The organism is Streptomyces sp. NPDC001270, assembly GCF_042896695.1.
GTDB lineage: Bacteria > Actinomycetota > Actinomycetes > Streptomycetales > Streptomycetaceae > Streptomyces.
This window is the reverse complement of sequence record NZ_JBIAXM010000028.1, coordinates 65308-90838: the sequence shown is the minus strand read 5'-3', so window position 1 is coordinate 90838 and position 25531 is coordinate 65308. Positions and strand designations below refer to the sequence as shown.

The 25531-nt window shown below is 72.2% G+C and carries 18 protein-coding genes and 2 pseudogenes; 8 read left to right on the top strand and 12 right to left on the bottom strand.

Annotation, left to right across the window (positions count from 1 at the left end; genetic code table 11):
• Positions 1 to 185: 185 nt before the first annotated feature.
• Positions 186 to 1052, bottom strand: coding sequence for a 3-methyl-2-oxobutanoate hydroxymethyltransferase (gene panB, locus ACFY2B_RS34710; protein ID WP_390767040.1), 867 nt, complete (start codon positions 1050 to 1052; stop codon positions 186 to 188).
• A 375-nt stretch (positions 1053 to 1427) separates the two neighbouring features.
• Between panB and ACFY2B_RS34705 the strand changes: the two genes are divergently transcribed.
• The 3 genes from ACFY2B_RS34705 (at position 1428) to ACFY2B_RS34695 (ending at position 4968) form a co-directional block, all read left to right on the top strand.
• A complete protein-coding gene (locus tag ACFY2B_RS34705) occupies positions 1428 to 3017 on the top strand; it encodes an MFS transporter (protein WP_390767039.1) in 1590 nt (529 codons plus the stop codon).
• An 85-nt stretch (positions 3018 to 3102) separates the two neighbouring features.
• Positions 3103 to 3735 (top strand): TetR/AcrR family transcriptional regulator, encoded by a 633-nt coding sequence (locus ACFY2B_RS34700; RefSeq protein WP_390767038.1) that lies wholly within the window; start codon positions 3103 to 3105, stop codon positions 3733 to 3735.
• Positions 3736 to 3918: 183 nt separating this feature from the next.
• On the top strand, positions 3919 to 4968 hold the full coding sequence (locus tag ACFY2B_RS34695) for an endonuclease/exonuclease/phosphatase family protein (protein ID WP_390767037.1): 1050 nt from the start codon (positions 3919 to 3921) through the stop codon (positions 4966 to 4968).
• 135 nt (positions 4969 to 5103) lie between these two features.
• Here ACFY2B_RS34695 and ACFY2B_RS34690 read toward each other — a convergent pair whose 3' ends face one another.
• The 4 genes from ACFY2B_RS34690 to ACFY2B_RS34675 all read right to left on the bottom strand — a co-directional run bounded on the left by ACFY2B_RS34690 (position 5104) and on the right by ACFY2B_RS34675 (position 10405).
• Positions 5104 to 6858, bottom strand: a complete 1755-nt coding sequence (locus ACFY2B_RS34690; RefSeq protein ID WP_390767036.1) for an NAD+ synthase — start codon at positions 6856 to 6858, stop codon at positions 5104 to 5106.
• Between the two features lie 84 nt (positions 6859 to 6942).
• Positions 6943 to 8883 carry a protease pro-enzyme activation domain-containing protein gene (locus ACFY2B_RS34685; protein ID WP_390767035.1) on the bottom strand — a complete coding sequence of 647 codons (1941 nt, stop codon included), beginning with the start codon at positions 8881 to 8883 and terminating at the stop codon, positions 6943 to 6945.
• A gap of 210 nt (positions 8884 to 9093) precedes the next feature.
• Entirely contained in the window at positions 9094 to 9720 is a 627-nt protein-coding gene (locus ACFY2B_RS34680) for a DUF305 domain-containing protein (protein ID WP_390767034.1), read from the bottom strand.
• Between the two features lie 10 nt (positions 9721 to 9730).
• Complete coding sequence (locus ACFY2B_RS34675) at positions 9731 to 10405, bottom strand: DUF3105 domain-containing protein (protein WP_390767033.1); 675 nt, start codon at positions 10403 to 10405, stop codon at positions 9731 to 9733.
• Positions 10406 to 10805: 400 nt separating this feature from the next.
• Between ACFY2B_RS34675 and ACFY2B_RS34670 the strand changes: the two genes are divergently transcribed.
• Positions 10806 to 12167, top strand: a complete 1362-nt coding sequence (locus ACFY2B_RS34670) for a glutamine synthetase family protein (protein ID WP_376526200.1) — start codon at positions 10806 to 10808, stop codon at positions 12165 to 12167.
• 75 nt (positions 12168 to 12242) lie between these two features.
• On the opposite strand, the gene ACFY2B_RS34665 is transcribed toward ACFY2B_RS34670, so the two are convergent.
• The 5 genes from ACFY2B_RS34665 to ACFY2B_RS34645 form a co-directional block, all read right to left on the bottom strand.
• Positions 12243 to 12902 (bottom strand): NADPH-dependent FMN reductase, encoded by a 660-nt coding sequence (locus ACFY2B_RS34665; protein ID WP_390767032.1) that lies wholly within the window; start codon positions 12900 to 12902, stop codon positions 12243 to 12245.
• A gap of 125 nt (positions 12903 to 13027) precedes the next feature.
• Complete coding sequence (locus tag ACFY2B_RS34660) at positions 13028 to 14047, bottom strand: TolB family protein (RefSeq protein ID WP_390767031.1); 1020 nt, start codon at positions 14045 to 14047, stop codon at positions 13028 to 13030.
• Positions 14044 to 15378, bottom strand: a complete 1335-nt coding sequence (locus tag ACFY2B_RS34655; RefSeq protein ID WP_390767030.1) for an MFS transporter — start codon at positions 15376 to 15378, stop codon at positions 14044 to 14046. Before ACFY2B_RS34655 ends, ACFY2B_RS34660 begins: the two co-directional genes overlap by 4 nt.
• Position 15379: 1 nt before the next feature.
• Positions 15380 to 16267 (bottom strand): alkaline phosphatase family protein, encoded by an 888-nt coding sequence (locus tag ACFY2B_RS34650; protein WP_390767029.1) that lies wholly within the window; start codon positions 16265 to 16267, stop codon positions 15380 to 15382.
• Between the two features lie 334 nt (positions 16268 to 16601).
• On the bottom strand, positions 16602 to 17117 hold the full coding sequence (locus tag ACFY2B_RS34645) for a pyridoxamine 5'-phosphate oxidase family protein (protein WP_390767028.1): 516 nt from the start codon (positions 17115 to 17117) through the stop codon (positions 16602 to 16604).
• Between the two features lie 195 nt (positions 17118 to 17312).
• Here ACFY2B_RS34645 and ACFY2B_RS34640 point away from each other — a divergent pair, with 195 nt between their 5' ends.
• Positions 17313 to 20306 carry a bifunctional [glutamine synthetase] adenylyltransferase/[glutamine synthetase]-adenylyl-L-tyrosine phosphorylase gene (locus tag ACFY2B_RS34640; RefSeq protein WP_390767027.1) on the top strand — a complete coding sequence of 998 codons (2994 nt, stop codon included), beginning with the start codon at positions 17313 to 17315 and terminating at the stop codon, positions 20304 to 20306.
• An 87-nt stretch (positions 20307 to 20393) separates the two neighbouring features.
• On the opposite strand, the gene ACFY2B_RS34635 is transcribed toward ACFY2B_RS34640, so the two are convergent.
• Positions 20394 to 21263: a phosphatase PAP2 family protein gene (locus ACFY2B_RS34635; RefSeq protein ID WP_390767026.1), complete on the bottom strand. Its 870-nt coding sequence runs from the start codon at positions 21261 to 21263 to the stop codon at positions 20394 to 20396.
• Positions 21264 to 21416: 153 nt separating this feature from the next.
• Positions 21417 to 22451, bottom strand: a complete 1035-nt coding sequence (locus tag ACFY2B_RS34630; protein WP_390767025.1) for a LacI family DNA-binding transcriptional regulator — start codon at positions 22449 to 22451, stop codon at positions 21417 to 21419.
• A gap of 454 nt (positions 22452 to 22905) precedes the next feature.
• On the opposite strand from ACFY2B_RS34630, the pseudogene ACFY2B_RS34625 reads away from it, so the two are divergent.
• From ACFY2B_RS34625 to ACFY2B_RS34615, 3 genes and pseudogenes are all read left to right on the top strand, one after another.
• A pseudogene (locus ACFY2B_RS34625) lies at positions 22906 to 23076 on the top strand (sugar ABC transporter substrate-binding protein); the annotation flags it as partial.
• A 395-nt stretch (positions 23077 to 23471) separates the two neighbouring features.
• A pseudogene (locus tag ACFY2B_RS34620) lies at positions 23472 to 23609 on the top strand (ABC transporter permease); the annotation flags it as partial.
• Positions 23610 to 23722: 113 nt separating this feature from the next.
• Positions 23723 to 25453, top strand: a complete 1731-nt coding sequence (locus ACFY2B_RS34615; RefSeq protein WP_390767024.1) for a glycoside hydrolase family 13 protein — start codon at positions 23723 to 23725, stop codon at positions 25451 to 25453.
• Positions 25454 to 25531 lie beyond the last annotated feature (78 nt).

Below are 25531 nucleotides of genomic sequence, written 5' to 3'. Positions count from 1 at the left end.
AACGGCCTACAGGACACCGACAGCCGAGGAACACCGGCCGACAATGGCGGACGGCCCGCCGACGGGGGACGATCAGCGGGCCGTCCTGGGTGTTTCCACTGTGGTAACTGCGGTGCGGCGCGCCCTCCGGCGGCGTAGCGGACGAACGACGGCTCGTGCTCGTCGCGCCCCTCCCGGCGGAGCGCCTAGTGGACGGAGTGCTCGTCCTGCGGGAACGTTCCGCCGACGACCTCCTCGGCGAAGGACTTGGCCGCGTCGCCCATGACCGCACGCAGATCGGCGTACTGCTTCACGAACTTCGGGACCCGTCCGCCGGTCAGCCCCATCATGTCCGTCCACACCAGGACCTGCGCGTCCGTCTCGGGACCCGCGCCGATGCCGACGGTCGGGATGTGCAGCACCCGGGTCACCTCGGCCGCCAGTTCCGCCGGGACCAGTTCGAGCACCACCGCGAACGCGCCCGCGTCCTGCACGGCCTTCGCGTCGCGCAGCAGTTGCTGGGCCGCCTCCTCGCCGCGCCCCTGCACTCGGTAGCCCATGGAGTGCACGGACTGCGGGGTGAGGCCGATGTGCGCCATGACCGGGATGCCGGACTGCACCAGCAACTCGATCTGGTCGTGCGAGCGCTCGCCGCCCTCCAGCTTCACGGCGCCGACCCCGGCCTCCTTCACCAGCCGGGTCGCCGAGCGCAGCGCCTGCACCGGCCCCTCCTGGTAGGACCCGAAGGGCAGGTCGCCCACGATCAGGGCGCGCTGCGTGCCACGCACGACCGCGGCCGACAGCATGGTCATCTCGTCGAGGGTGACGGGTACGGTCGTCTCGTACCCGAGGTGGCAGTTGCCCGCCGAGTCGCCGACCAGCATCACCGGGATGCCGGCCTCGTCGAACACGGAGGCGGTCATGGCGTCGTAGGCCGTGAGCATGGGCCACTTCTCGCCCCGCTCCTTGGCGAGGCCGATGTCGCGGACGGTGATGCGGCGGGTGCCCTTGCCCCCGTACAGCGCTTTGCTGCCGTCGGAGGACCTGGTCTGGGCAGCCGGAAGCTGCGTCATTGCAACGGCTCCTTCAGTCGTCTCGAAGCGCCCTCACGGCGTCTCCGGATCCCCTCCATGGTGGCACCTCGTGCCAGGGAGGGCCAGGGGACCTCCGTGTGATCCAGGCGTGTTCGGATGTGATCCCCTTCGCATCCCCCTTCGCATCCCTCCTCGCACCCGTGGTCTCCGGGTGCGCCGCCGCGGGCCGTTCGGCGGTGGCGGGTGGCCGGTGGTCCGTCGGGCGGTTGCCGGTCGGTGTGTTGGGCGGTGGCCGGTGGGGTGTGTCCGGCCGGCCGCCTCTGGGTACCCGCCGCTTTCTCTCTGTGTAAGGTCTGGGCAAAGGAAATAAGATACGAGACGGTTCCGTATCGGAAATGTTCTAGGGTCATTCCCATGACAACTCCCGCTGTACCCGCCTCCCGGATACCCGAAGAGGTGCACAGACGCCGCTGGGTCATCCTCGGCGTCCTCATACTGAGCCTGCTGATCGTGGTGCTCGACAACTCGATCCTGAACGTCGCGGTCAAGACGATCTCCACCCCCGCACCCACCGGTCTTGGCGCCACCCAGAGCGAGATCGAGTGGGCGATCAACTCCTACACGCTCGTCTTCGCCGGGCTGCTGTTCACCTCGGGTCTCGTCGGCGACCGGCTGGGCCGCAAGAAGGTCCTGCTCGGCGGCCTCATCGTGTTCGGTATCGGCTCCGCCCTGGCGGCCGAGTCCGGCTCCCCGGGTCAGCTCATCGCCTACCGCGCGCTCATGGCGCTGGGCGCCGCCTTCGTCATGCCCGCCACCCTCGCCGTGCTCATGAACATCTTCGAACGCGCGGAGCAGCCCAAGGCCATCGGCATCTGGGCGGGCGGCGTCGGACTCGGCATCGCCATCGGCCCGATCACCGGCGGCGCGCTCCTCGACCACTTCTGGTGGGGCTCCGTCTTCCTCATCAACGTGCCGATCGTGATCGTCGCGGTGGCGCTGATGATCTGGCTGGTGCCCGACTCGCGCGACCCGAACCCCGGCCGGCTCGACCCGGTCGGCGTCCTGCTCTCCGTGGTCGGCCTGGTCCTGCTCGTCTACGGCATCATCAAGGGCGGCGAACTGGCCGACTTCACCGACCCGAAGGTGCTCCTCACCATCGTCGCCGGCCTTGCCGTCCTCGTCGGCTTCGTCATCTACGAGAAGCGCAGCGACCACCCGTCCCTGGACGTGACCTACTTCAGGAGCAAGACCTTCTCGGCCGCCATGGCCGCCATCGCGCTGGTCTTCTTCGCGCTGATGGGCGTCACGTTCTTCAGCGTCTTCTACACCCAGAGCGTGCGCGGTTACTCGCCGCTGGAGGCCGGTGCGCTGATGCTGCCGCTGGCCGTCGCCCAGATGGTCTTCGCGCCGCGCGCCCGGCTCGTCGTCGACCGGTTCGGCAACCGGGTCACCACCGCGGCCGGCCTGGTCCTGATCGCCGTGACCCTGGCCGTCTTCGCCTTCTTCGAGGCGGACACGCCGATCTGGATCCTGGAGGTGGACATGTTCCTGATGGGTACCGCCATGGCGCACATCATGACGCCGACCTCCGTCGTCATCATGCAGGCACTGCCGCGCGAGAAGGCCGGCTCCGCCTCCGCGCTGAGCAACACCTTCCGACAGGTCGGCGGCGCCCTCGGCATCGCCGTACTCGGCTCGGTCCTGTCCACCGCGTACCACGACGGCATCGAGGGCAAGCTGGGGACGGTCCCGGCCGGCCTGCGGGACGCCGCGGGGGACTCCATCGAGGCCACCCTGGGTGTCGCCGCGAAGCTCGGCCCGCAGGGCAGGGCGCTGGCCGGCGCGGCCGACGACGCGTTCCTGCACGCCATGCACATCACCGCGCTGTGCGGGACCGGTGTCGCACTGCTCGGCGCGCTGGTGGTGGCGCTGTTCCTGCCCGGCAAGCCGCCGGCGGCGCAGGAGGGCGAGAAGGAGCGGGAACTGGTCGTGGCCGGGGAGTAGCGGACGCGCGCCCGGAGGGGGGCAGCACGGCGGAAGGGGGGCGCTGCGGGAGAATTCCCGCAGCACAGCGAAAGGACGCAGTGACGTGAGCCTTGCCGGAAGCCACCCGAAGCCGTGCGGTCCCGCCCGGGGCCGACCCCGCAGCGAGGCCGTGGAACGCGCCATCCTGGAAGGGGTGATGAAGCTCCTGGAGGACGGCGTGCCGCTCGCCGAGCTGTCCATCGAGCGGGTCGCCCGCACGGCCGGCGTCGGCAAGGCCACCATCTACCGGCGCTGGGCGGGCAAGGAGGACCTGTTCGCCGACGTGATGCGCGCCGCCGAACTCCCCGAACCCGAACTCCCCGGCACCTCCATGCGCGACGACCTGATCGTCCTGCTCGAATCGGTGCGCCTGCGCGGCGTGGCCAGCCGCTCGTCGTTGATCCTGTACAACGCCCATGCGCAGATGAAGAACAGCCCGAAGGTCTGGGCCGCCTACCACGCCAACGTGATAGCGCCCCGGCGCAAGCTGAGCCTGGAGGTGCTGCGCCGGGGGCAGCGCACCGGCGAACTCCGCACGGACGTCGACCTCGAACTGGCCAACGACCTGCTCGTCGGGCCGATGCTCCTGCGCTCCGTCCTGCGCCCCGACCTCGAACTCCCCGAGGACCTGGCGGAGCAGATCGTCGACACCGTGCTGGCGGGCCTCCGGCCGCCCGTCGGACCGTCCGGCACATAGTCCGAATATTCGGGTTTCGTCACAGTCCTCACCCGTCCCGCCGATGCCCGGAACTTCCGGCACCCACCCGTTCGTCGTCGACTTCGGTAGGGCCGCCACGGAAGGCGGGAACGGGGCCGATCATCCCCTAGGGTCGTAACCCGGGGGAACGACGGTGTGCACAGCGGGTAGTGAGGCGACGGTATGGCGCAACAGGCATACGTGACGGAAACGGAAGACGACGGCTCCGGACCCGAGCAGCGGCGCTCCCGGCTCCGGCGGCTGGTGTCCCGTCCGCTCCGCGGCTGGCGGGGCGACCGGGGCATCTGGCGCCGCGGCATCATCCTCGCCGTCATCGCCGTCCTGCTCGCCCTGGTGATGATGCTGCATTCGCGCATCCCCAACACCGTGGGCAATCTCGGCAGTCTCACCGAGACCTTCCTGCCCTGGCTGGGCCTGCTGATCCCGGTGCTGCTGATCCTCGGCCTCGTCCGCCGGTCGGTCACCGCGCTGATCGCGACGGTGCTGCCGCTCATCGGGTGGCTGAACCTCTTCGGCGGGCTGGTCATCGACCGCACGACGACCGGCGGCGACCTCATGGTCGCCACCCACAACGTCAACGCCGAGAACCCGGATCCGTCCCGCACCGCCCGCGACCTGACCGGCTCCGGCGCGGACGTGCTGGCGCTGGAGGAGCTGACGGCCCCCGTCGTCCCGGTGTACGAGAAGGGGCTGGCCTCGACGTACAAGTACCACAAGGTCGTCGGCACGGTCGGGCTGTGGAGCAAGTACCCGATGAGCGCGGTCCGGTCCGTCGACATCAAGCTGGGCTGGGAACGCGCGATGCGCGCCACGGTCTCGACACCCGAGGGCCAGGTCGCGGTGTACGTCGCCCATCTGCCCTCGGTGCGGGTGAAGGCCGCCACCGGCTTCACCGCCCGGCAGCGGGACAAGAGCGCCGACGCGCTGGGCACGGCGATCTCCCACGAGACGCTCCAGCGGGTGGTGCTGCTCGGCGATCTGAACGGCACGATGAACGACCGCTCCCTCACCGCGATCACCTCCCAGCTGCGCTCCACCCAGGGCGCGGCGGGCAGCGGGTTCGGGTTCAGCTGGCCGGCGTCGTTCCCGATGGCGCGGATCGACCAGGTCATGGTCAAGGGGGTCAAGCCGGAGAGTTCGTGGACCCTCCCGCGCACCGGCAGCGACCACCTCCCGGTGGCGGCCCGCGTCCAGGTCAGCACCCCGGACTGAGCGGTCGGAGCCATTCCGCGCCGGTCCGCGCCGCGGCACCCACCGCGGCGCGGCCGCACGGGAACGGCGGCCCGTCACGGTCCTTTCGGCGGAGCGCCCGGTCACGGTCCCCCGGCGGCGCGGCCCGCGCCGACGTCAGGCCGATTCGCGCCACCCATTGGTGATCGGAAGCCGGCGGTCCTTGCCGAAGCCCTTGGCCGAGATCTTCGTGCCCGGCGGGTACTGGCGGCGCTTGTACTCCGCCGTGTCCACCATGCGCAGGGTCTTCGTGACCAGCGCCGGGTCGAAGCCGGCCGCGACGATCGCGTCCGCGCCCCTGTCGTGGTCGACGTAGAGGTCGAGGATCGCGTCCAGGACCGGGTAGTCCGGCAGCGAGTCCGTGTCGACCTGGCCGGGGCGCAGCTCCGCGCTCGGCGGCTTGGCGATGGAGTTCTCGGGGATCGGCGGGGTCTGGCCGCGCTCGGCCGCCGCCCGGTTGCGCCACCGGGCCAACTGGAAGACCGACGTCTTGTACAGGTCCTTGATCGGGCCGTACGCGCCCACCGAGTCGCCGTACAGCGTCGAGTATCCGACGGCCAGCTCCGACTTGTTGCCGGGGGCGAGGACGATGTGGCCCTCCTGGTTGGAGATCGCCATCAGCAGCGTGCCGCGCAGCCGCGACTGGAGGTTCTCCTCGGCGAGGCCGGTCAGCTCGGTCGACGCCAGGTACGCGTCGAACATGGAGGCGATCGGCACCGTCCGGAAGTTGAGCCCGGTGCGGTGGGCCAGCTGAGCCGCGTCGTCCCTGGAGTGGTCCGAGGAGTACTTCGACGGCATGGACACGCCGTACACGTTCTCCGCGCCGAGCGCGTCGCAGGCGAGCGCCGCCACCAGCGCCGAGTCGATGCCGCCGGACAGGCCGATCAGGACCGACCGGAAGCCGTTCTTCCGCACATAGGCGCGCAGGCCGACCACCAGGGCCGAGTAGACCTCCTCGTCGTCGTCGAGGCGGTCCGCGTAACCGCCGGTCCGCTCCGGCGGGTAGGCGGGCAGCGGGTCCTCGGAGAGGATCACCCGGTCGATGCGCAGTCCGTCGTCCACCACGCCGGTGGGCGGCTGCGCCGAGGCCGCGGGCAGCTCCAGGTCCAGCACCACGCAGCCCTCGGTGAACTGCGGCGCCCGCGCAAGAACCGCGCCGTCGGCGTCGACGACGATCGAGTCGCCGTCGAAGACCAGCTCGTCCTGCCCGCCGGTCATCGCGAGGTAGGCCGTCGTGCAGCCCGCCTCCTGGGCCCGCTTGCGCACCAGCTCAAGACGGGTGTCGTCCTTGTTGCGCTCGTACGGCGAGGCGTTGACGGACAGCAGCAGGCCCGCGCCCGCCGACCGGGCCGCGGGCACCCGGCCGCCGTCCTGCCACAGGTCCTCGCAGATGGCCAGGGCGACGTCGACGCCGTGCACGCGCACCACCGGCATGGTGTCGCCGGGCACGAAGTAGCGGAACTCGTCGAAGACGCCGTAGTTCGGCAGGTGGTGCTTGGCGAAGGTGAGGACCGGCTCGCCGCGGTACAGCACCGCCGCCGCGTTCTGCGGGGCGCCGGCCGGCTGGCCGTACTTCGGCTGGGCGCTGTCGCTGCGGTCCAGGTAGCCGACGACCACCGGCAGCTCCCCGAAGCCCTCCGCCGCGAGCCGGGCGGAGAGCGCGCCCAGCGCGTCCCGGGACGCCTGGACGAAGGACGACCTGAGGGCGAGGTCCTCGACGGGATACCCGGTCAGCACCATCTCCGGGAACGCCACGAGATGCGCTCCCTGCTCGGCCGAGTGCCGGGTCCAGCGGAGGATCGTCTCGGTGTTGCCGGCGAGGTCGCCGACGCGCGAGTCGATCTGGTTCAGGGCGAGACGAAGTTGAGGCACACGCCCAGTGTAATCGTCAGAGCGACGCGATGGGGGTGGCGCGGAGTGTGGTGCACCCCACGCCACCCCCTGCCGGCAGCTTGATCAGTGGCGCCGGTACGACTGGACGTAGCCGTTCGCGGGCGAGCCCACGCCGGTCACGTCGTCGTAGCCCTTCACGGCCTTGAGCGAGCTGTCCTGGCCGAGGACGCGGACCGAGGTCAGCAGGCCGTCGGTGGCGTCGACGCTGTTGGCGTAGTCGACGCGGGCGACCGCCAGGCCGGAGCCGGTCGGGTCGTCCGTGACGTCGTGGTACGCCTTCGAGCCGGCCTTGGCGTAGATCGCCGGGTTGGCGAAGCCGATCGCGTGGCCGCCGCGCGCCTCCTGGGACAGCGCCTGCACGGCCGCGATCACCGGCGCGGCCAGCGAGGTGCCGCCGATGCGGTACTCGCTGTACTGCTGGGACCCGTCCGGGAAGGTCTGCGTCTGGCCGACGAGGAAGCCGGTGTTCGGGTCGGCGATCGCCGAGATGTCCGGGACGACGCGGTTGCCGGCGGCGCTGTTGGCCTTGGCGAGCGAGTTCGGGACGACACCCTTCTGGTAGAAGGGCTCGGCCACGGTCTTGCTGGTGCCGCCGCCCGCGCCGGAGGTGAACGCGCCGGGGAAGCCGGTCCAGCTCTTGCCGTCCGGCGACAGGTTCGCCTTCTCGGTGCCCCAGCCGGTCTCCCACAGGTACGTGCCGCCCTTGCCGACGGCCAGCGAGGTGCCGCCGACCGCGGTCACCCAGGCCGAGTTGGCGGGGGTGTCGACCTGCTTCGTGCCGGTGTGGGCGACCTCGTCGCCGTTGTCGCCGGAGGAGAAGTAGAAGCCGATGCCCTGGACGGCGCCGAGCTGGAAGACCTGGTCGTAGGCGGCCTGGATGTCCGGCGTCTCGTTGGCCTCGATGTCGCCCCAGGAGTTGGAGACGATGTCCGCCAGGTGGTTGTCGACGACCTTGGCGAGCGAGTCCAGCAGGTCGCTGTCGTTGCAGGACGCGGCGCCCACGTAGGTGACGTCGGCGGCCGGCGCGACCGCGTGCACGGCCTCGACGTCCAGGGTCTCCTCGCCGTACCAGCCGGCCGCGCCGCACTCCTCGGTGTTCGTGTACGCGTCGGGCAGCGCCTGCTTCAGCTGTCCGTGCTTCCAGCCCGCGTCGCCGTTCTTCTTCGCGTAGGCGGCGGCGTCGGCGGCGATGGTCGGCGAGGCGTAGGCGTCGGTGATGGCGACGCGGACGCCCTTGCCGGTGTACGTGCCGGCGCCGTAGGCGGACCGCAGCTGCTTGCCGGTGTAGCCCTTGACGGCGTACGGGATCTTCTGGCCGAACGCGCTCGGCAGCGAACCGGCGGTGTTTGAGCCGTAGTACGAGGAGAACGGCCCGGCGTTCTTGAACACGGCGTCCGGCGGCGGGAGTTCGTCCTGGTGACTCGCCGTGTGCGGGGCGTTGTCCAGGCCGGTCACGGTGAGCACGGCGCCGTCGAGGGCGGCGGGCACGGAGGCGGTGCGGGTGGGCGCCCGGTAGGTCTTGGCGCCCTTGGCGTAGTTGTGCAGCTGGGTGCCGAACGCCTTCTCGGCGGCCGACACGTCACCGGAGACGGCGACGTAGTGCTGGGTGACCTCCGTGACCGTCAGGCCGGCCGAGGCCAGCCACGACTTCACGGCGTCCACCTGGCCCTTGGTCGCGCCGAAGCGCGCCTGCACCTGCGCGGCGCTGAGGTACTTGCCGTACTGCGGCGAGGACGGGTCGGAGACCGCCTTCGCGTATGCGGCGAGGCCGGAGGCGTCCCGGCCCGCCAGATACACCCGGGCGGCGATCCGGGCGCTGTTCGCGGTGGCGCCCTTGTCCGCTTTGGTGGTGGCCCAGGCGGGCCGGGTGCCCGCGAGAGTGTCCCGGGCCGGACCGTCCGCGGCGTGGGCCGCGGGTATGCCGAGAGCGAGTGCGCCGGCGAGCATGGGCAGTGTCGCCGCCATGCTCACTCCGGCACGCGCCATGGCGCGGTTGGATCTCATTGAACCCCCTGCGATGCGGTTCGCAAGCACGAAGTGGTAGGACGTCGCCGATCCACACGGGGGGTCCGTCATGGTCAGAGGCCCACGAATGGATCACACGACGGGGGTCACTCTGACGGATGAAACGTTCATGCCAGGGGAACGCGGGGGTCAAGAGAAGCTCAAGGAAGGTTCATCCGGGGTGAATTGGGGTTTTCGTCCGCGCGCACGTCAGGAACGGGGTGCCGCGCCGCGGTCCTTGAGCATGCCGGCCATCAACTCGATCTCGGACTGCTGCGAGGCGACCATGCCCTCGGCGAGCCGCTTCTCCGCGCCGACCGTGCACCGGGCGACACACCCCTCGGCCATGTGCACGCCGCCCTTGTGATGGTCCGTCATGAGCTGGAGGTAGAAGATCTCCGCCCGCTTGCCGGACAGGGTGCCCAGCTTCTTCAGGTCGGTGTTGGTCGCCATGCCCGGCATCAGCGCGCCGTCCTGGCCTGGCGGCATGTCGCCCATGCCCATCCAGGTCATCGGCGGCTTCGCGGACACCTTCGGCAGCCCCCACAGGTCCAGCCAGCCGAGCAGCATGCCCCGCTGGTTGGCCTGGGTCTGGGCGATGTCGTAGGCGAGCCGCCGCACCTCCTCGTCGTCGGTGCGGTCGCGCACGATGTACGATATCTCGACGGCCTGCTGGTGGTGGACCGCCATGTCCCGGGCGAACCCGGCGTCCGCGGACTCGGCGGCCGGCACCGCCGTGGCCGAGCCGCCGTCCTCGGCGACCGCGTAGGTGATCGCGCCGGCCGCGACCAGCGCCGCCGCCGCGGTCCCCGCGACCCAGCCGATGTGCCGCTTCATCGCCCCGCCCTCACTTCGACGTCCCGCCGGTGCACGAGGCACCCGGCTCGGGCGTCTGGTCGCCCTGCACATAGGTGGAGAAGAACTTGGCCACCATCGGGTCGTCCGCGTTCTTGACCGTCACCTGGTGGCCCCAGGCCGACAGCATCAGCGGCGCCGCCTGGTCCTCGAACGGACTCATCAGCGAATACGGGGTCTGCTTCACCTTCGCCGCGAGCGCGTCCACGTCCGCTTTCTTCGCCGCCGTGGTGTACGTCACCCAGACGGCGCCGTGCTCCAGCGCGTGCACCGCGTTCTCGTTCTTCACCGGCGAGGTGTAGACGTCGCCGTTGCAGTTGAGCCAGACCGGGTTGTGGTTGCCGCCCACCGGCGGCTGCATCGGGTACTTCACGCTGGTCGTGACGTGGGTCCGCGACAGCTTGCCCGACCAGGTGCGCACCCCGTCCTTGCCGGTGGTGAAGTGTCCCGAGTCGCCGGAGCCCTTGCCGTCGCTCGACGCGCTGTCCTTCCCGTCGGACTGCGAGTTCACGAGGACGACACCGCCGACGATGAGACCGGCGACGACCACCACGCTCGCGGCGACGGTGAGCAGCCGGTTGCGGCGCTCGCGGGCGCGCTCGGCGCGCTGCATCTCCGCGATACGGGCCTTGCGTGCCGCGCTGCTGCTTTTCTTGGCGGAACCCATGAGGCGTGTCCTTCTGGGGGGAAGAGAGGAAAGGGCAAAAAGAGTCGGGGAAGCGGTGCAGAAGTGGCGCTCGCTGATCGTAATGGGGCAAGGGCCGTCTTCGTAGGGAGGGCACAGGAATCCGGGCCGGCGAAACGCGCGTGGATGCCGCACCGGTGGCCCCGACCACAGCGGACAGGAACGATCGGTATCGGCCATTACGGATGAGGGTCCGAGCAGGCAAGATGGGCGGCAGGGCAGTGCACCCGCCGGGCCCCGCGCGTTCAGGCCGGGGTCGGCCGGGCGATCAAGGTCCGCAACGCGCACGAAATGGTGTTGTGGTGGGATGCTCAGGTGCCCGACCGCCTCCGCCCGGCACCGGGGGAAGGCGGCCTGACCAGCAAGGATGGGGAATCGGAAGATGGACAAGCAGCAGGAGTTCGTGCTCCGGACCTTGGAGGAACGCGACATCCGGTTCGTACGCCTGTGGTTCACGGACGTACTGGGCTTCCTGAAGTCCGTCGCCGTGGCCCCCGCCGAGCTTGAACAGGCATTCGACGAGGGCATCGGCTTCGACGGCTCCGCCATCGAGGGCTTCGCCCGGGTCTACGAGTCCGACATGATCGCCAAGCCGGACCCGTCCACCTTCCAGGTCCTGCCCTGGCGCGCGGAGACCCCCGGCACGGCCCGCATGTTCTGCGACATCCTCATGCCCGACGGCTCACCGTCCTTCGCCGACCCGCGCTACGTCCTCAAGCGCGCCCTCGCCCGCACCTCCGACCTGGGCTTCACCTTCTACACCCACCCCGAGATCGAGTTCTTCCTGCTGAAGGACCGCCCGCTCGACGGCACCCGCCCCACCCCGGCCGACAACTCCGGCTACTTCGACCACACCCCGACCAACGTCGGCATGGACTTCCGCCGCCAGGCGATCACCATGCTGGAGTCGATGGGCATCTCCGTGGAGTTCTCCCACCACGAGGGCGCCCCGGGTCAGCAGGAGATCGACCTGCGCTACGCCGACGCGCTCTCCACGGCCGACAACGTCATGACCTTCCGCCTGGTCATGAAGCAGGTCGCGCTGGAGCAGGGGGTGCACGCGACCTTCATGCCCAAGCCGTTCAGCGAGCACCCGGGCTCCGGCATGCACACCCACCTCTCCCTCTTCGAGGGCGACCGGAACGCGTTCTACGAGTCCGGCGCGGAGTACCAGCTCTCCAAGGTCGGCCGCTCCTTCATCGCGGGCCTGCTGCGGCACGCGGCGGAGATCTCGGCGGTCACCAACCAGTGGGTGAACTCCTACAAGCGCATCTGGGGCGGCTCCGAGCGCACGGCGGGCGCCGGCGGCGAGGCGCCCTCGTACATCTGCTGGGGCCACAACAACCGCTCGGCCCTGGTCCGGGTCCCGATGTACAAGCCGGGCAAGACCGGCTCGGCCCGGGTGGAGGTGCGCTCCCTGGACTCGGGCGCCAACCCCTACCTCTCGTACGCCGTACTGCTGGCCGCGGGCCTCAAGGGCATCGAGGAGGGCTACGAGCTGCCGCCGGGCGCCGAGGACGACGTCTGGGCGCTCTCCGACGCCGAGCGCCGGGCGATGGGCATCGAGCCGCTGCCGCAGAATCTCGGCGAGGCACTGACCCTGATGGAGCGCAGCGACCTGGTCGCCGACACCCTCGGCGAGCACGTCTTCGACTTCTTCCTGCGCAACAAGCGCGCCGAGTGGCACGAGTACCGCAGCGAGGTCACGGCGTTCGAGCTGCGGAAGAACCTGCCGGTGCTGTAGGGGCGGGCCGGGGGCTGCCCGGGGGCCGTTCCGCGCCCCCGGCGGGGCCGCGTCACGCGCCGCACGGGTCCGGCATCACGCCTCCGCCCGCTGCGTGATGGCCGCCTCGGTGCGGTCGCCCAGGAACTCGTACCAGCGGCGTTCCAGGCAGACGTAGCGCACGTCCGCCTCGACGAGGCTGAGGAAACCCGACACGGTCTCGCTCAGCCGGTGCTGCAGTCCCGTGTCGGCCAGCGTGCCGTCCTCGGCGAACGCCTGGTAGCTGTTGGGCAGGCTGAACATGTCCGGGTAGACGCGGGTGCCCAGGTGTTCCAGGGGAACCCGCAGCGCCCACAGCCCGCGGTTGCCGCCGACCAGGGACGGCGAGGCCGAGACGAGCAGCGCGTGCTTCGTCTTGAAGGGCTGCGGCCGGACCCGTGAGACCCAGTCGATCGCGTTCTTCAGCACGCCCGGCACGGAGGCGTTGTACTCCGGCGAGGAGATGACGAAGGCGTCGTTCCGGTCGATCCGGTCGCGCAGAGCGAGGGCGCCCGGCGGAAGCCCTTCGGCGGCCTCCACGTCGCCGTCGTACAAGGGCATGCCGAAATCGCGCATCCCGGCGAGGTCGACGGTGGCACCGGTGCCGGAGACGAGCCGGGCCACGAGGGCGGCGAGGCGGGAGTTGGCCGAATCGGCGCGCAGGGCGCCGCCGAAGACCAGGACCCGCAGCGGGCCGGGAACGGTGTCCGTGGGCATGGGTCCGTCCTTCCGTCGTGGGCGCGCGCCCTCCGCGGGGCCCTCCACTGACCAGTGTGGTTCCGGGAGGGCCGCCGTGCGACAGGGCGGGAGGCGAGCCGGGCCGGCGGGCGTCCGCGCGGCGGTCAGCCCAGGTACGCCGGGGACACCGCGGCCGGACTGATCCGCCGTGCCGTGCCCGTGCCGTCCGCCGGGACCTGGTACAGGTCGGCCCCGTAGTCGCCGGGCAGCGCGTACACGATGGTGTGCGCGTCCCGCCACACCACCTGGTCGTCGACGCTGCGCCGCTCCGCGAGCGGGGTCTCGCGCATCGTGCGCAGATCGAGGACGTACAGGTGCCAGGGGGCGTCCGCGGGCAGGCCGGGCACCCGCTTCTTGTACGCGATCCGGGTGCCGTCGGGGGACAGCGAGGGGCACTCGACGTTCTCGTGCAGGGTCGTCACGGTGTCCGTCGTCAGGTCGCCGCGGACCAGGTACGTCTTCCCCTTCGTGGCCAGGGTCGCGTAGAAGGTGCGGTCGTCCGCGGCGAACGTCACGCCCCAGAAGTTGACGTCGGGGGAGGTGTGGGCGCGGCCGTCCTTGACGACGTGGAACTCCTCCAGGGACGGGATCAGCCGGCCCGTCGCCGTGTCCACGATGGTGGTGCGGGTGGAGAAGTTCGTGCCTGCGTACGAGTCGCCGCCCACGAACGCCGTCCAGGCGGCGAACCGGCCGCTGGGGGAGACCCGGGCGCGGGAGGGGATGCCGGGGACGTCGTAGCGGGCCGTCGTGCGCAGCCGGGCGTCGAGGATCAGGGCGCGGTAGGAGTCCGAGACCGGGCCGTGCACCGCCTGGAGGCACACGCCGGTGCCGGACGCGGCGTGGAAGCGCAGGCACGTGACGCCCGAGGCGGTGCGCGGCGCGTCCGGGGCGCCCGCCGGGACCTCGGTGAGTTCGTCGCGGTGCGGGCCCCAGGCCATGTTGCGGAACACCAGCCGGCCGGGGTCCGTCAGCGCGACCCGGCCGGAGGCGACCGGCGGGCCGCCCGCCTGGGTGTGGTCGCGGCGCTCGGCCCGTGCCGACGCGTGCAGGACGGCCGCCAGCGCGACCGCCGCCAGGACGACGACGGCCGAGGCCAGGACCAAGATGCGGGACCGCAGGGTCATGGGGTGTGCTCCCGGTCGGTGTCAGAGGTGTGTTCCGGGGTCGGGCGGAGGGCGTACGAGCAGGCCGCGCAGGCCGCGAGCGCCACCGTCGCCGCCGTCAGCGCCGTGCGGTCGCCCCACAGCGTCCACGCCGCGCCGAACAGCAGCGAGCAGGCGAACCGGGTCAGGGCCTGTCCGGTCTGCACGACGGCGAGTCCGGAGGAGCGCAGCGCCTCGGGCACGCCGTCCGAGGCCGCCGCCATCAGGACGCCGTCGGTGGCCGCGTAGAAGCCGCCGTGCAGGGCGAGGACCGCGTACGGCAGGGCGGTGCCGTGCCAGGAGGTGAGCAGCAGGCCGTACGCCGCCAGCAGGGCGCCGTGGCCGGCCAGGAAGATCCGCCAGCGCCCCACCCGGTCGGCGAGCCGGCCCAGTGGCACCGCGAGCAGCAGGAAGGCGGCGGCCGTGCCGAGCGGCAGCAGCGCGAACCAGCGGTCGGGGACGCCGAGACGGCGTTGCAGCAGCAGGTACATGAAGGAGTCGCTGACCGTGGCCAGGCCCAGCAGCAGCGCGCAGACCGTGATCCGGCGCAGGTCGCGGCGGCGCAGCAGGGCGAGGGCGGCGCGCAACGTGGGCCGTGCGTCGCCGTCGGCGGCCGGCCGGGACACACCCGGCGCGTTCGTGCGGCGGTCCGGCCGGTACGTGCCGCCCGCCCCGCCCGGTACGAACAGGACCAGGACCAGCACCCCGGTGGCGGCCACGCAGAAGCTCACCGTGAACACGGCGTCGTAGCCGTCCACCGTGGCCCGCAGGATCAGGAAGGCGACGAGCGGGCCGAGCAGGGCGCCTGCCGTGTCCATGGCGCGGTGCACGCCGAACGCCCGGCCGCGGGTCCCGGGCGTGCTGGAGAGCGAGATCAGGGCGTCGCGCGGGGCCGTGCGCAGGCCCTTGCCGGTGCGGTCGGCGGCCAGGATCACCCCGATCGGGGTCAGGGTGTGCGCGACGAGCAGCAGTGGCTTGCACAGCGCCGAGACGCCGTAGCCGAGGCCGGCCACCCACTTGTGCCGGCCGCCGCCGCGGTCGGCGAGGTGGCCGCCGACGAGCCGGACGAGCGCGGAGAAACCGTTGTAGATGCCGTCGAGCAGTCCGAAGCCCAGCGGCGACAGACCGAGCCCCGCGACCAGGTACAGCGGCAGCACCGCCGTGACCATCTCCGAGGAGACGTCGGTGACCAGGCTGACCGTGCCGAGCGCGAGGACGGTGGGCGCGACCGCGTGGCGGCGCCGCCCGGCGTGTTGCGGCCGGACGGCGCCTTCCGCGGACGGCGTGCTCGCGCGGCTGTCCGCTACGTACACGTCAGGACGTCCAGATGCCGGTGATGTCCTTGGCGGAGGCCGCGTTGCCCGCGTGGCTCGTGAGGCCCTGCGAGTCCTCCAGGGTGCGCAGCAGGTCGTAGTGGTTGTACTTGGTCGAGGAACTGGTGCCCGCGGTGACCTGCTGGCCGTAGAACACCGTCGGGATGCGGTTGCCGCTGAGGCTGTTGTCCTCGTCGAAGGTGACGACGAGGAGGCTGTTGTGGGTCTTGGCCCAGGTGGCGTAGGCGCCCAGGTTGTTCTTCAGCCAGGTGTCGCCGCTGGACACCGAGCAGTCGTGCATGTCGCTGCACAGGTTCGGGACCACGAAGGACAGCTGCGGCAGCGTGGCGTAGTCGGTCGGGAACTGCGCGAACGTCTTCGCGGTCGAGGTCGGCACGTTGCTGAAGCCGAACCACGGGTTGTGCTTGCGGGCGTACTTCCCGCTGCTGCACGTGGTGGAGCCCTGGCTGGGCAGGGTCTCGTTGTAGCTGGCCCAGGTGCGGCCGGCGGCGAGCTGCTCGGAGGCCAGGTTGGCGGCCGTGGCGAAGCCGGGGGTGTAGCAGCTGTCGTCCGTGATGCCCTGGGTGGAGCCGGAGAACAGCGCGAAGTAGTTGGGCTGGCTCGGGTGGGTCTCGGCGTACGACTGGGTCAGGTTGGCGCCGCCCGTGACCAGCGAATTGATGTACGGGGCGCTGGAGGAGCCGATGACCTGGCTGTACGCGTGGTTCTCGAAGACCACGACGACCACGTGGTCCGGGGCCGGCACGGCGCCCGCGGCGTGCGCGGACTCGCTGCCGAGGCCGGTCCACACCCCGAAGCCGGCCGCGGCGAGGGCCACCGCGGACGCCACGAGGGTACGGGCTCGGCGGAACACGGAACTGCCGGACACATCTACCTCCGGTGAGGGGAGAAGGCGGAGTGGCGGTGCTTGTGAATCATGTACACGCCAACAGTCGGTGGTCCCATGCCCCGCATCCCGGCGGATGAAAACCGCGTGAACTACTGCCCCGCGCGGCCCGGCCGCGTGGGCCCCGCGTGTGGCCCGGCCGGCCGACGGGCCGACCGGCACGGTTTCCCGGCCGGGCCGGGCGGATCCTGCCGGGGCCGGTGGGTTCCCATCAGCCCGGCGGGCTCCCCGCGGCCCGGCGGGTTCCCTGCGGTCCAGCAAGTCCTGTCCGGGTCCTGACCGGGTCCTGACCGGGGTCCGGCCCGCCGGACCCCGGTCAGCCGAACCGCCACCTCGTCTGGCCCAACGGCTCCCCCTCGGCGAACCTGCCGAAACCCAGGACGACCCGCGGCGCCACCGCGAACACCGTCGCCCGTCCAGGACCGTGCTCGAAGCAGCCGTCCCGTACGCCGAAGCGCCACTCGGAGCCGTACTTCGCCGCCCAGGCGGCGGCCAGCCCGCGCAGCCGCCCGTCCTCGGCGACGCGCACCGCCGTGCCCTCCACCGCCAGGTTGTAGCCCTCGTCCCAGGCGCCGGCGCCGGTGGTCAGCACCACCTCCGGGTTGCGGTCGAGGTTGCGCGCCTTGCGTTCCCCGGCACCGGTCGCGAAGTGCAGCGCCCCGCCGTCCCAGACCACGAGCAGCGGGGTCGCATGCGGACGCCCGTCGGGCCGTACGGTCGAGATCCAGAACAGTTCGGCCGTACGCAGCAGCGCCTCGGCCGCGGACCAGGCGGGCGCGGTGGCGCCCGCCCCGGAGTACTGGCGGTCCAGCTCGCCCATGGGTTCCGGCATCGTGCCTCCCTGCGCAACGACGGTGTTCTCAAGGGACAGACCGGGCGGACGCGCGCAACTCATCGCGGACCGCCCCGGCGCTTCACCCGGGCTCTGCGGTTAGGCTCTGGCCAGGACGGCTTGATCCTGACCTGATGCGATACCTGATCCGACCCGATGAGACCCGATTCAACCCGATCCGAGGGGAGGCCGCGGATGACGCCGGGGCGCAGGAGCAGTACCTTCACGCGACTGCTGCGGCACGGCTTCACCGACCCCTCCGGCGCCGAGCGCCTGCTCGACGGCGCCGAGCTGGCACCCGTCCGCGACGACCCGGTGCTCCTGGAGGCGCTGGGCGCGACCGCCGACCCGGACCTCGCGCTGCACGGCCTGGTACGGCTGCTGGAGGCCCAGCCCGACCCCACCGCCCGCCGTGAACTGCTCGACACGCTGATAGCGGCCAAGCCGCTGCGCGACCGCCTGCTCGGCGTGCTCGGCGCCTCCGAGGCCCTCGCCGACCACCTGGCCCGGCACCCGCGGGACTGGGCGGAGCTGGTCACCTACGAGCCGCGCGACCTGCACCCCGGGGTGGAGGAGTTCGAGCGGGGCCTGGCCGAGGCCACCGACCCCGTCTCGCTGCGCGTCGCCTACCGCCGCTGTCTGCTGTCCATCGCCGCCCGCGACGTGTGCGGCACCACCGACGTCGCCCAGACCGCCGCCGAACTCGCCGACCTCGCCACCGCCACCCTGCGCGCCGCGCTCGCCATCGCCCGCACCGCCGCGCCCGACGACGCCGCGCTGTGCCGGCTCGCGGTGATCGCGATGGGCAAGTGCGGCGGCCACGAGCTGAACTACGTCTCCGACGTGGACGTGATCTTCGTCGGGGAGGCCGTGGACGGCGCCGACGAGGACAAGGGCCTGCGGGCCGCCACGAAACTCGCCTCGCACATGATGCGGATCTGCTCCGAGACCACGGTCGAGGGCAGCATCTGGCCGGTCGACGCCAATCTCCGTCCCGAGGGCCGCAACGGCCCGCTGGTGCGCACCCTCAGCAGTCATCTCGCCTACTACCAGCGCTGGGCGAAGACCTGGGAGTTCCAGGCGCTGCTCAAGGCCCGCCCGGTGGCCGGGGACATCGAACTGGGCGAGGAGTACGTCGACGCGGTCGAACCCCTGGTCTGGCAGGCCGCCGAACGGGAGAACTTCGTCCCCGACGTGCAGCAGATGCGCCGGCGCGTCGTCGAGAACATCCCCGCCGCCGAGGTCGACCGCGAGCTGAAGCTGGGCCCCGGCGGCCTGCGCGACGTCGAATTCGCCGTCCAGCTCCTGCAGTTGGTGCACGGCCGGTCCGACCCCGCGCTGCGCAGCGGCACCACCCTGGACGCGCTCGCCGCCCTCGCCGCCGGCGGCTACGTCGGCCGCGCCGACGCCGCCCGGCTCGACGAGGCGTACCGCTTCCTGCGCTCCATGGAACACCGCATCCAGCTCCACCGGCTGCGCCGCACCCACCTCGTCCCCGAGGACGAGGCCGACCTGCGCCGCATCGGCCGCTCCCTCGGCCTGCGCACCGACCCGGTGACCGGCCTGATCCGCGAATGGCGGCAGCACACCGGCGTGGTGCGCCGCCTGCACGAGAAGCTGTTCTACCGCCCGCTGCTCGCCGCGGTCGCCCAACTCGCGCCCGGCGAGGCCCGGCTGAGCGCCGAGGCGGCCCGCGAGCGCATGGTCGCCCTCGGCTACGCCGACCCCGCCGCCGCGCTGCGCCACCTGGAGGCGCTGGCCGCGGGCGTCACCCGCAAGGCGGCCATCCAGCGCACCCTGCTGCCGGTCCTGTTGGGCTGGTTCGCGGACTCGGCCGACCCGGACGCGGGCCTGCTCAACTTCCGCAAGGTCTCCGACGCGCTCGGCAAGACCCCCTGGTACCTGCGGCTGCTGCGGGACGAGGGCGCGGCGGCCGAGAACCTGGCCCGGGTCCTGTCGGCCGGCCGGCTCGCCCCCGACCTGCTGATGCGCGCCCCCGAGGCGGTGGCCCTGCTCGGCGACGGCGACGCAGGCGGCCTCGAACCCCGCGGACGCGCCCCCCTGGAGCAGGAGATCCTGGCCGCGGTGGGCCGCGCGGAGAACGCCGGGCAGGGCGTCACGGCGGCCCGCGGCGTCCGCCGCCGGGAGCTGTTCCGCACCGCCGCCGCCGACATCGTCGACTCCTACGGCACCGAGGCCAACCCGGTCGAGCCCGACCAGGGCGCGCTGGTGGACCGGGTCGGCGGCGCAGTGTCGGACCTGACCGCGGCGACCCTCGCGGGCACGCTGCGCGCGGTGGTCCGGGCCGGCTGGGGCGACACCCTGCCGACCCGCTTCGCGATCATCGGCATGGGCCGCTTCGGCGGCCACGAACTGGGCTACGGCTCCGACGCCGACGTGATCTTCGTGCACGAACCGCAGGACGGCGTCAGCGACCGCGAGGCCGCCGAGGCGGCGAACAAGGTCGTGTCCGAGATGCGCCGGCTCCTCCAGATCCCGAGCGCCGACCCGCCGCTGCTGATCGACGCCGATCTGCGCCCCGAGGGCAAGTCGGGTCCGCTGGTCCGCACCCTGCGGTCGTACGAGGCGTACTACCGCAGATGGTCCCTGGTCTGGGAGTCCCAGGCGCTGCTGCGGGCGGAGCCGGTCGCCGGGGACGCCGACCTGGGCCGCCGCTTCATCGAGCTGGTCGATCCGCTGCGCTACCCGTCCCAGGGCCTGGACGACGACGCGGTGCGCGAGATCCGGCGGCTGAAGGCCCGCATGGAGTCCGAACGCCTGCCGCGCGGCGCCGACCCGAAACTGCACACCAAGCTGGGCCCCGGCGGGCTCTCCGACGTCGAGTGGACCGTGCAGCTGCTCCAGCTGCGGCACGCCTGGGCCGAGCCGGGCCTGCGCACCACCCGTACCCGCGAGGCCCTGGCCGCCGCCCGCGCGGCCGGACTGCTGTCCGACGAGGCGGCCGCGACCCTGGACGAGTCCTGGATCCTGGCCACCCGGGTCCGCAACGCCGTCATGCTGGTCCGCGGCCGGGCCGGCGACACCTTCCCCACCGACCCCCGCGAACTCGCCGCCGTGGGCCGCTACCTCGGCTACACCTCGGGCCACGCGGGCGACATGCTGGACGCCTACCGCCGTACGACCCGCCGCGCCCGCACGGTCGCGGAGGAACTCTTCTACGACGCCTGAGCCCATGACGTCCCACGACGCCTGAGCCCATGACGGCCGGTGCCGCTCGGCCGGATCGGGCGAAGTCCGCCGCGGTGCGGCGGCGCCCTACGACGCCTGGGCCCAGGACGGCGACCGGCGTCCCCGCGGGCAGGCCGGCACCAGGCGGGGCAGGGCGTACGGCAGGGCGCCGCACCACAGCCGGGCCAGGGCGAAACCGAAGGCCAGGCACAGGACGCCGCCGACCGCGTCGAGCCAGAAGTGGTTGGCGGTCGCGACGATGACCACCAGGGTCGCCGCCGGGTACAGCAGGCCGATCACCCGCACCCAGGGCACCTTGGCCAGCGCGAAGATCGTCAGCCCGCACCACAGGGACCAGCCGATGTGCATCGACGGCATCGCGGCGTACTGGTTCGACATGTGCTTCAGATCGCCCGAGGCCATCGAGCCCCACGTGTGGTGGATCAGCACCGTGTCGACGAAGTGCCCGCCGTTCATCAGCCGGGGCGGGGCCAGCGGAAACAGGTAGTAGCCGAGCAGGGCCACGCCCGTCGTCGCGAACAGCGCGAGCCGCGCCGCCGCGTAGCGCCCGGGATGACTGTGGTACAGCCACACCAGTACCCCGAGCGTCACCACGAAGTGCAGCGTCGCGTAGTAGTAGTTCATCCCCACGATCAGCCAAGCGACCGAGTTCACGGTGTGGTTGACGAACCCCTCGACGGCGATGCCCAGCCCGTGCTCGGTCCGCCAGATCCAGTCGGCGTTGCGCAGCGCCTTGCCGCGTTGCTCCGGAACCGCGTTGCGGATCAGCGAGTACGTCCAGTAACTCACCGCGATGAGCAGGATCTCGAACCACAGGCGGGGCCGTCGCGGGGTGCGCAGCCGCACCACGGAACGCCGCACGCGCTCGCCCGTGACCGCCTGCGGAGCGGCCTCCTCCACACGACCTTCCGGCGGTGTCACGGTCGAGTCACTCATAGGCACAGAGTCTGCCAGAAAAGCCATCTCGGACAGATCATCCCAAGGTCGGGTCCACAACGCATGTTCTACGACACCGGGATACCCCCGGTGCCCACCGGCACCCGGCCCGCCCGTCGTGCCCCGCGCCCTCCCGGACGGGGCCCGCGCCGGTCAGGGACGGCCGCGGTCCCCGGGCGCCGACGCCGTCGAACCGCGCACCACCAGCTCCGGCATGAACACGAACTCGCTGTGCGGGGCGGGGGTTCCGCCGATCTCCTCCAGCAGGGTGCGCACCGCCGCCTGCCCCATCGCCGGCACCGGCTTGCGGATCGTGGTCAACGGCGGGTCGGTGAAGGCGATCAGCGGGGAGTCGTCGAAGCCGACCACCGAGACGTCCCGGGGGACGTCCAGGCCGCGCTGCCGCACCGCCCGTATCGCGCCGAGCGCCATCATGTCGCTGGCGCAGACCACGGCGGTGCAGTCCCGTTCGACCAGCGCCGCGGCCGCCGCCTGGCCGCCCTCCAGCGTGTACAGGGAGTGCTGGATCAGTTCCGCCTCGACCGTCCGCGCGGCCAGCCCCAACTGGTCCCGCATCGCCCGCACGAAACCCTCGATCTTGCGCACCACCGGCACGAACCGCTTCGGCCCGAGGGCCAGCCCGATCCGGGTGTGCCCGAGCGACACCAGGTGCGTCACCGCCAGCGTCATCGCCGCCCGGTCGTCGGGCGAGATGAACGGCGCCTGCACCTTCGGCGAGAAACCGTCGACGAGGACGAACGGCATGCCCCGGGCGCGCAGCCGTTCGTAGCGCTGCGTGTCGGCGGTGGTGTCCGCGTGCAGCCCGGAGACGTAGATGATCCCGTCCACCCCGCGGTCCACCAGCATCTCGGTCAGCTCGTCCTCCGTCGACCCGCCCGGGGTCTGGGTGGCGAGCACCGGGATGTAGCCCTGGCGGGTCAGCGCCTGGCCGATGACCTGTGCCAGCGCCGGGAAGATCGGGTTCTCCAGCTCCGGCGTGATCAGCCCCACCAGGCCCTCGCTGCGCTGCCGCAGCCGTACCGGCCGCTCGTAGCCGAGCACGTCCAGCGCGGCCAGCACGGACTGGCGGGTGGTGGCGGCGACACCCGGCTTGCCGTTCAGGACACGGCTGACCGTCGCTTCGCTCACCCCCGCCTGCGCGGCGATGTCCGCGAGCCGTGTGGTCACGCCACCGGACTGTACCGGTCGTGTCCTTCGCTGCCCACCGACCGGACGCCGGGCGCGAGAGGCCGAACGGTCCGCTGCGGGGAGCTGCGTCATCGCGGTTCCTCGTCCTTCCGGTCGAGCCGGGGAGCGGCAAGATCTTGCAGAGTCTTGCACGGCCACTCGGGTCCCGCCGGTCAGCGGGACTGCCAGGCCGTGCGCGGCCCGACGGGCGGGTCCGGCCCTCCGGGCGGACCGGAGCGCCGGGCCACGACACGAGGCCCGCGGCACCGCTTGCACTATTTTTCTGCAAGGTCTTTCGCGCGGGTTGCAACGCTGTTACCTTCACGTCGCCCGGCGGCCTCCCCGCCCCCGGCCTCACGGAGCGGGGGACCCACCGGCGCGGTCGGCAAGCCCCGGGGCGGCGGACGGGCCCGCTCCCTGCACCACTCGGGCATCTCACCTCCAAGGAGCACTCATGCGGCGTGGCATAGCGGCCCTGGCGCTGGTGGCGTCCCTCGCCCCGGCGGCGACGGCGGGCGGCGCGGGCGGCGCGGGCGGCAGCGGCGGCGACCGGGCGGCCGGCCCGGTCACCCTCACCTGGTGGGACACCTCCAACGCCACCGACGAGGCACCGACGTACCGCGCCCAGCGCGGGCGCCTGGCAGCGGTTCAGGTACGTCACCCTGGCCGGCCTGACGGCCGTCAGCTCCACCGTCGTACTCCTGGGCGTCAGCTGGACCCTCAACCAGTCCGCCGTGATCCTCCTGCGCTCCGGCACCACCGCCCCGGACGCACAGATCCTGGTGACCCGGGCCTCCTACCGGGGCTTCGGACAGCAGCCGCGTGACTTCGCGCAGTCGGCCGCCTACGGCATCCTGCTGCTGGCCGTCCTGATCGTCTTCACCTCGTTCCACCGCCGCCGGCGCAACCGCACCGAGCAGCAGCCCGCGATCCGAGGCAGGAGTTCCCATGACCACGACCACCGTCGAGACCTCCGCCGCGGTCACCGGCGCCCGGCGGCTCGTCGGCAGCTACACCGGCTTCGTCAGCGAGCACGACGACCAGCGCAATCCGATGGCGGCCACCGCCGTGCCGGTCGCGATACCCGTGTCCGCGTTCTTCCACCTCGTACAGAAGAACCTGGTGCCCGGCCCGACCACCGGTGGCACCAAGGGCTGACGCCCGGATCCGGCAAGGCCCCCGCACCCACGCGCCGTATCCGTCCGACGAACCGACATCCGCCCCGCGCCCGGCCGTCCCGGAGCGCGGGAACCCATCGCAGCAAGGACGCCATGAGCCGACAGCACCCTGCCGCCCCGTCCGCACCCCCCTCCCCCCACGCAGCCGCCCCCGGCGCCGCGCACCGTGACTGGTGGCGCGACGCGGTCATCTACCAGGTCTATCCGCGCAGCTTCGCCGACTCCGACGGCGACGGCATGGGCGACCTGGCAGGAGTCCGCTCCCGCCTTCCCTATCTGCGCGCCCTCGGCGTGGACGCCGTGTGGCTCAGCCCGTTCTACGCCTCGCCGCAGGCCGACGCGGGCTACGACGTCGCCGACTACCGGGCCGTGGACCCCATGTTCGGCACCCTCGCGGACGCCGACGGGCTGATCCGCGACGCCCACGCGGAGGGCCTGCGGATCATCGTCGACCTGGTCCCCAACCACTCCTCCGACCAGCACGAATGGTTCAAGCGGGCGCTCGCCGAGGGACCCGGCTCGCCGCTGCGGGACCGCTACCACTTCCGGCCCGGCAAGGGCGCCCGCGGTGAACTCCCGCCCAACGACTGGGAGTCCGTCTTCGGCGGCCCGGCCTGGACCCGGGTGCCGGACGGCGCGTGGTACCTCCACCTGTTCGCCCCCGAACAGCCCGACTTCAACTGGGAACACCCGGCCGTCGGCGACGAGTTCCGTACGATCCTGCGGTTCTGGCTGGACCTCGGGGTGGACGGCTTCCGTGTCGACGTGGCCCACGGTCTGGTGAAGGCCGAGGGCCTGCCGGACATCGGCACGCGCGACCAGGTCCGGCTGCTCGGCAACGACGTCATGCCGTTCTTCGACCAGGACGGCGTGCATGCCGTCTACCGCGAGTGGCGCACCGTCCTCGACGAGTACGCGGGCGAGGAGGAGCCCGCGGGCGCGTCGGCACCAGGGCGGTCGCGGCGGACGGGCGGGCGGATGTTCGTCGCCGAGGCGTGGACCCCGACGGTCGAACGCACCGCGCGCTACGTCCGCCCGGACGAACTGCACCAGGCGTTCAACTTCCAGTACCTGAGCACCGACTGGGACGCCGGGGAGCTGCGCCGGATCATCGACCGCACCCTGGACGCCATGCGCCCGGTCGGCGCCCCCGCCACCTGGGTGCTCTCCAACCACGACGTCACCCGGCACGCCACCCGCTTCGCCAACCCGCCGGGCCTGGGCACCCAGATCCGCACCGCGGGCGACCGCGAGCAGGGTCTGCGCCGGGCCCGCGCCGCCACCCTGCTGATGCTGGCGCTGCCCGGGTCGGCCTACCTCTACCAGGGCGAGGAACTGGGCCTGCCCGACGTCGTCGACCTGCCGGACGAGGTACGCCAGGACCCGGCGTACTTCCGCGGCGCCGGCCAGGACGGCTTCCGCGACGGCTGCCGGGTGCCCATCCCCTGGACGCGTACGGGACCCTCGTACGGCTTCGGCAGCGGCGGCAGCTGGCTGCCGCAGCCGCCGGCCTGGGGTGAGCTGAGTGTGCAGGCACAGCAGGGCACGCCCGGTTCGACGCTGGAGCTGTACCGCCGGGCGCTGCGGCTTCGCCGCGCCGAGCCGGGCCTCGGCGCGGGCGACGCGGTGGAGTGGCTGCGCGCCCCCGAGGGAGTCCTGGCCTTCCGGCGTGGGGAGTTCGTGTGCGTGGCGAACACGACGGGGGAGTCGGTGACCACCCGCTCCCACGGCCGGGTCCTGCTGAGCAGCGGCGACGAGGTGACCGAGGCCGGCGGTGAGGCGAAGGTGCCGGCCGACACCACGGTGTGGTGGACCATGATCTGACGGCCGGTCAGGAACGTCGGGGCTGCCGCCCCCGGCCCCCTCGCGGACCGCGGGCGGCACCCCCGTACCGGTACGCTG

Bases quoted from the DNA above. Each gene is read 5' to 3' on its own strand.
- panB (WP_390767040.1), bottom strand. From the start codon at position 1,052: ATGACGCAGCTTCCGGCTGCCCAGACCAGGTCCTCCGACGGCAGCAAA.
- ACFY2B_RS34685 (WP_390767035.1), bottom strand. From the start codon at position 8,883: ATGAGATCCAACCGCGCCATGGCGCGTGCCGGAGTGAGCATGGCGGCG.
- ACFY2B_RS34665 (WP_390767032.1), bottom strand. From the start codon at position 12,902: ATGCCCACGGACACCGTTCCCGGCCCGCTGCGGGTCCTGGTCTTCGGC.
- ACFY2B_RS34675 (WP_390767033.1), bottom strand. From the start codon at position 10,405: ATGGGTTCCGCCAAGAAAAGCAGCAGCGCGGCACGCAAGGCCCGTATC.
- ACFY2B_RS34640 (WP_390767027.1), top strand. From the start codon at position 17,313: ATGACGCCGGGGCGCAGGAGCAGTACCTTCACGCGACTGCTGCGGCAC.
- ACFY2B_RS34670 (WP_376526200.1), top strand. From the start codon at position 10,806: ATGGACAAGCAGCAGGAGTTCGTGCTCCGGACCTTGGAGGAACGCGAC.
- ACFY2B_RS34635 (WP_390767026.1), bottom strand. From the start codon at position 21,263: ATGAGTGACTCGACCGTGACACCGCCGGAAGGTCGTGTGGAGGAGGCC.
- ACFY2B_RS34660 (WP_390767031.1), bottom strand. From the start codon at position 14,047: ATGACCCTGCGGTCCCGCATCTTGGTCCTGGCCTCGGCCGTCGTCGTC.
- ACFY2B_RS34705 (WP_390767039.1), top strand. From the start codon at position 1,428: ATGACAACTCCCGCTGTACCCGCCTCCCGGATACCCGAAGAGGTGCAC.
- ACFY2B_RS34680 (WP_390767034.1), bottom strand. From the start codon at position 9,720: ATGAAGCGGCACATCGGCTGGGTCGCGGGGACCGCGGCGGCGGCGCTG.
- ACFY2B_RS34645 (WP_390767028.1), bottom strand. From the start codon at position 17,117: ATGCCGGAACCCATGGGCGAGCTGGACCGCCAGTACTCCGGGGCGGGC.
- ACFY2B_RS34615 (WP_390767024.1), top strand. From the start codon at position 23,723: ATGAGCCGACAGCACCCTGCCGCCCCGTCCGCACCCCCCTCCCCCCAC.
- ACFY2B_RS34695 (WP_390767037.1), top strand. From the start codon at position 3,919: ATGGCGCAACAGGCATACGTGACGGAAACGGAAGACGACGGCTCCGGA.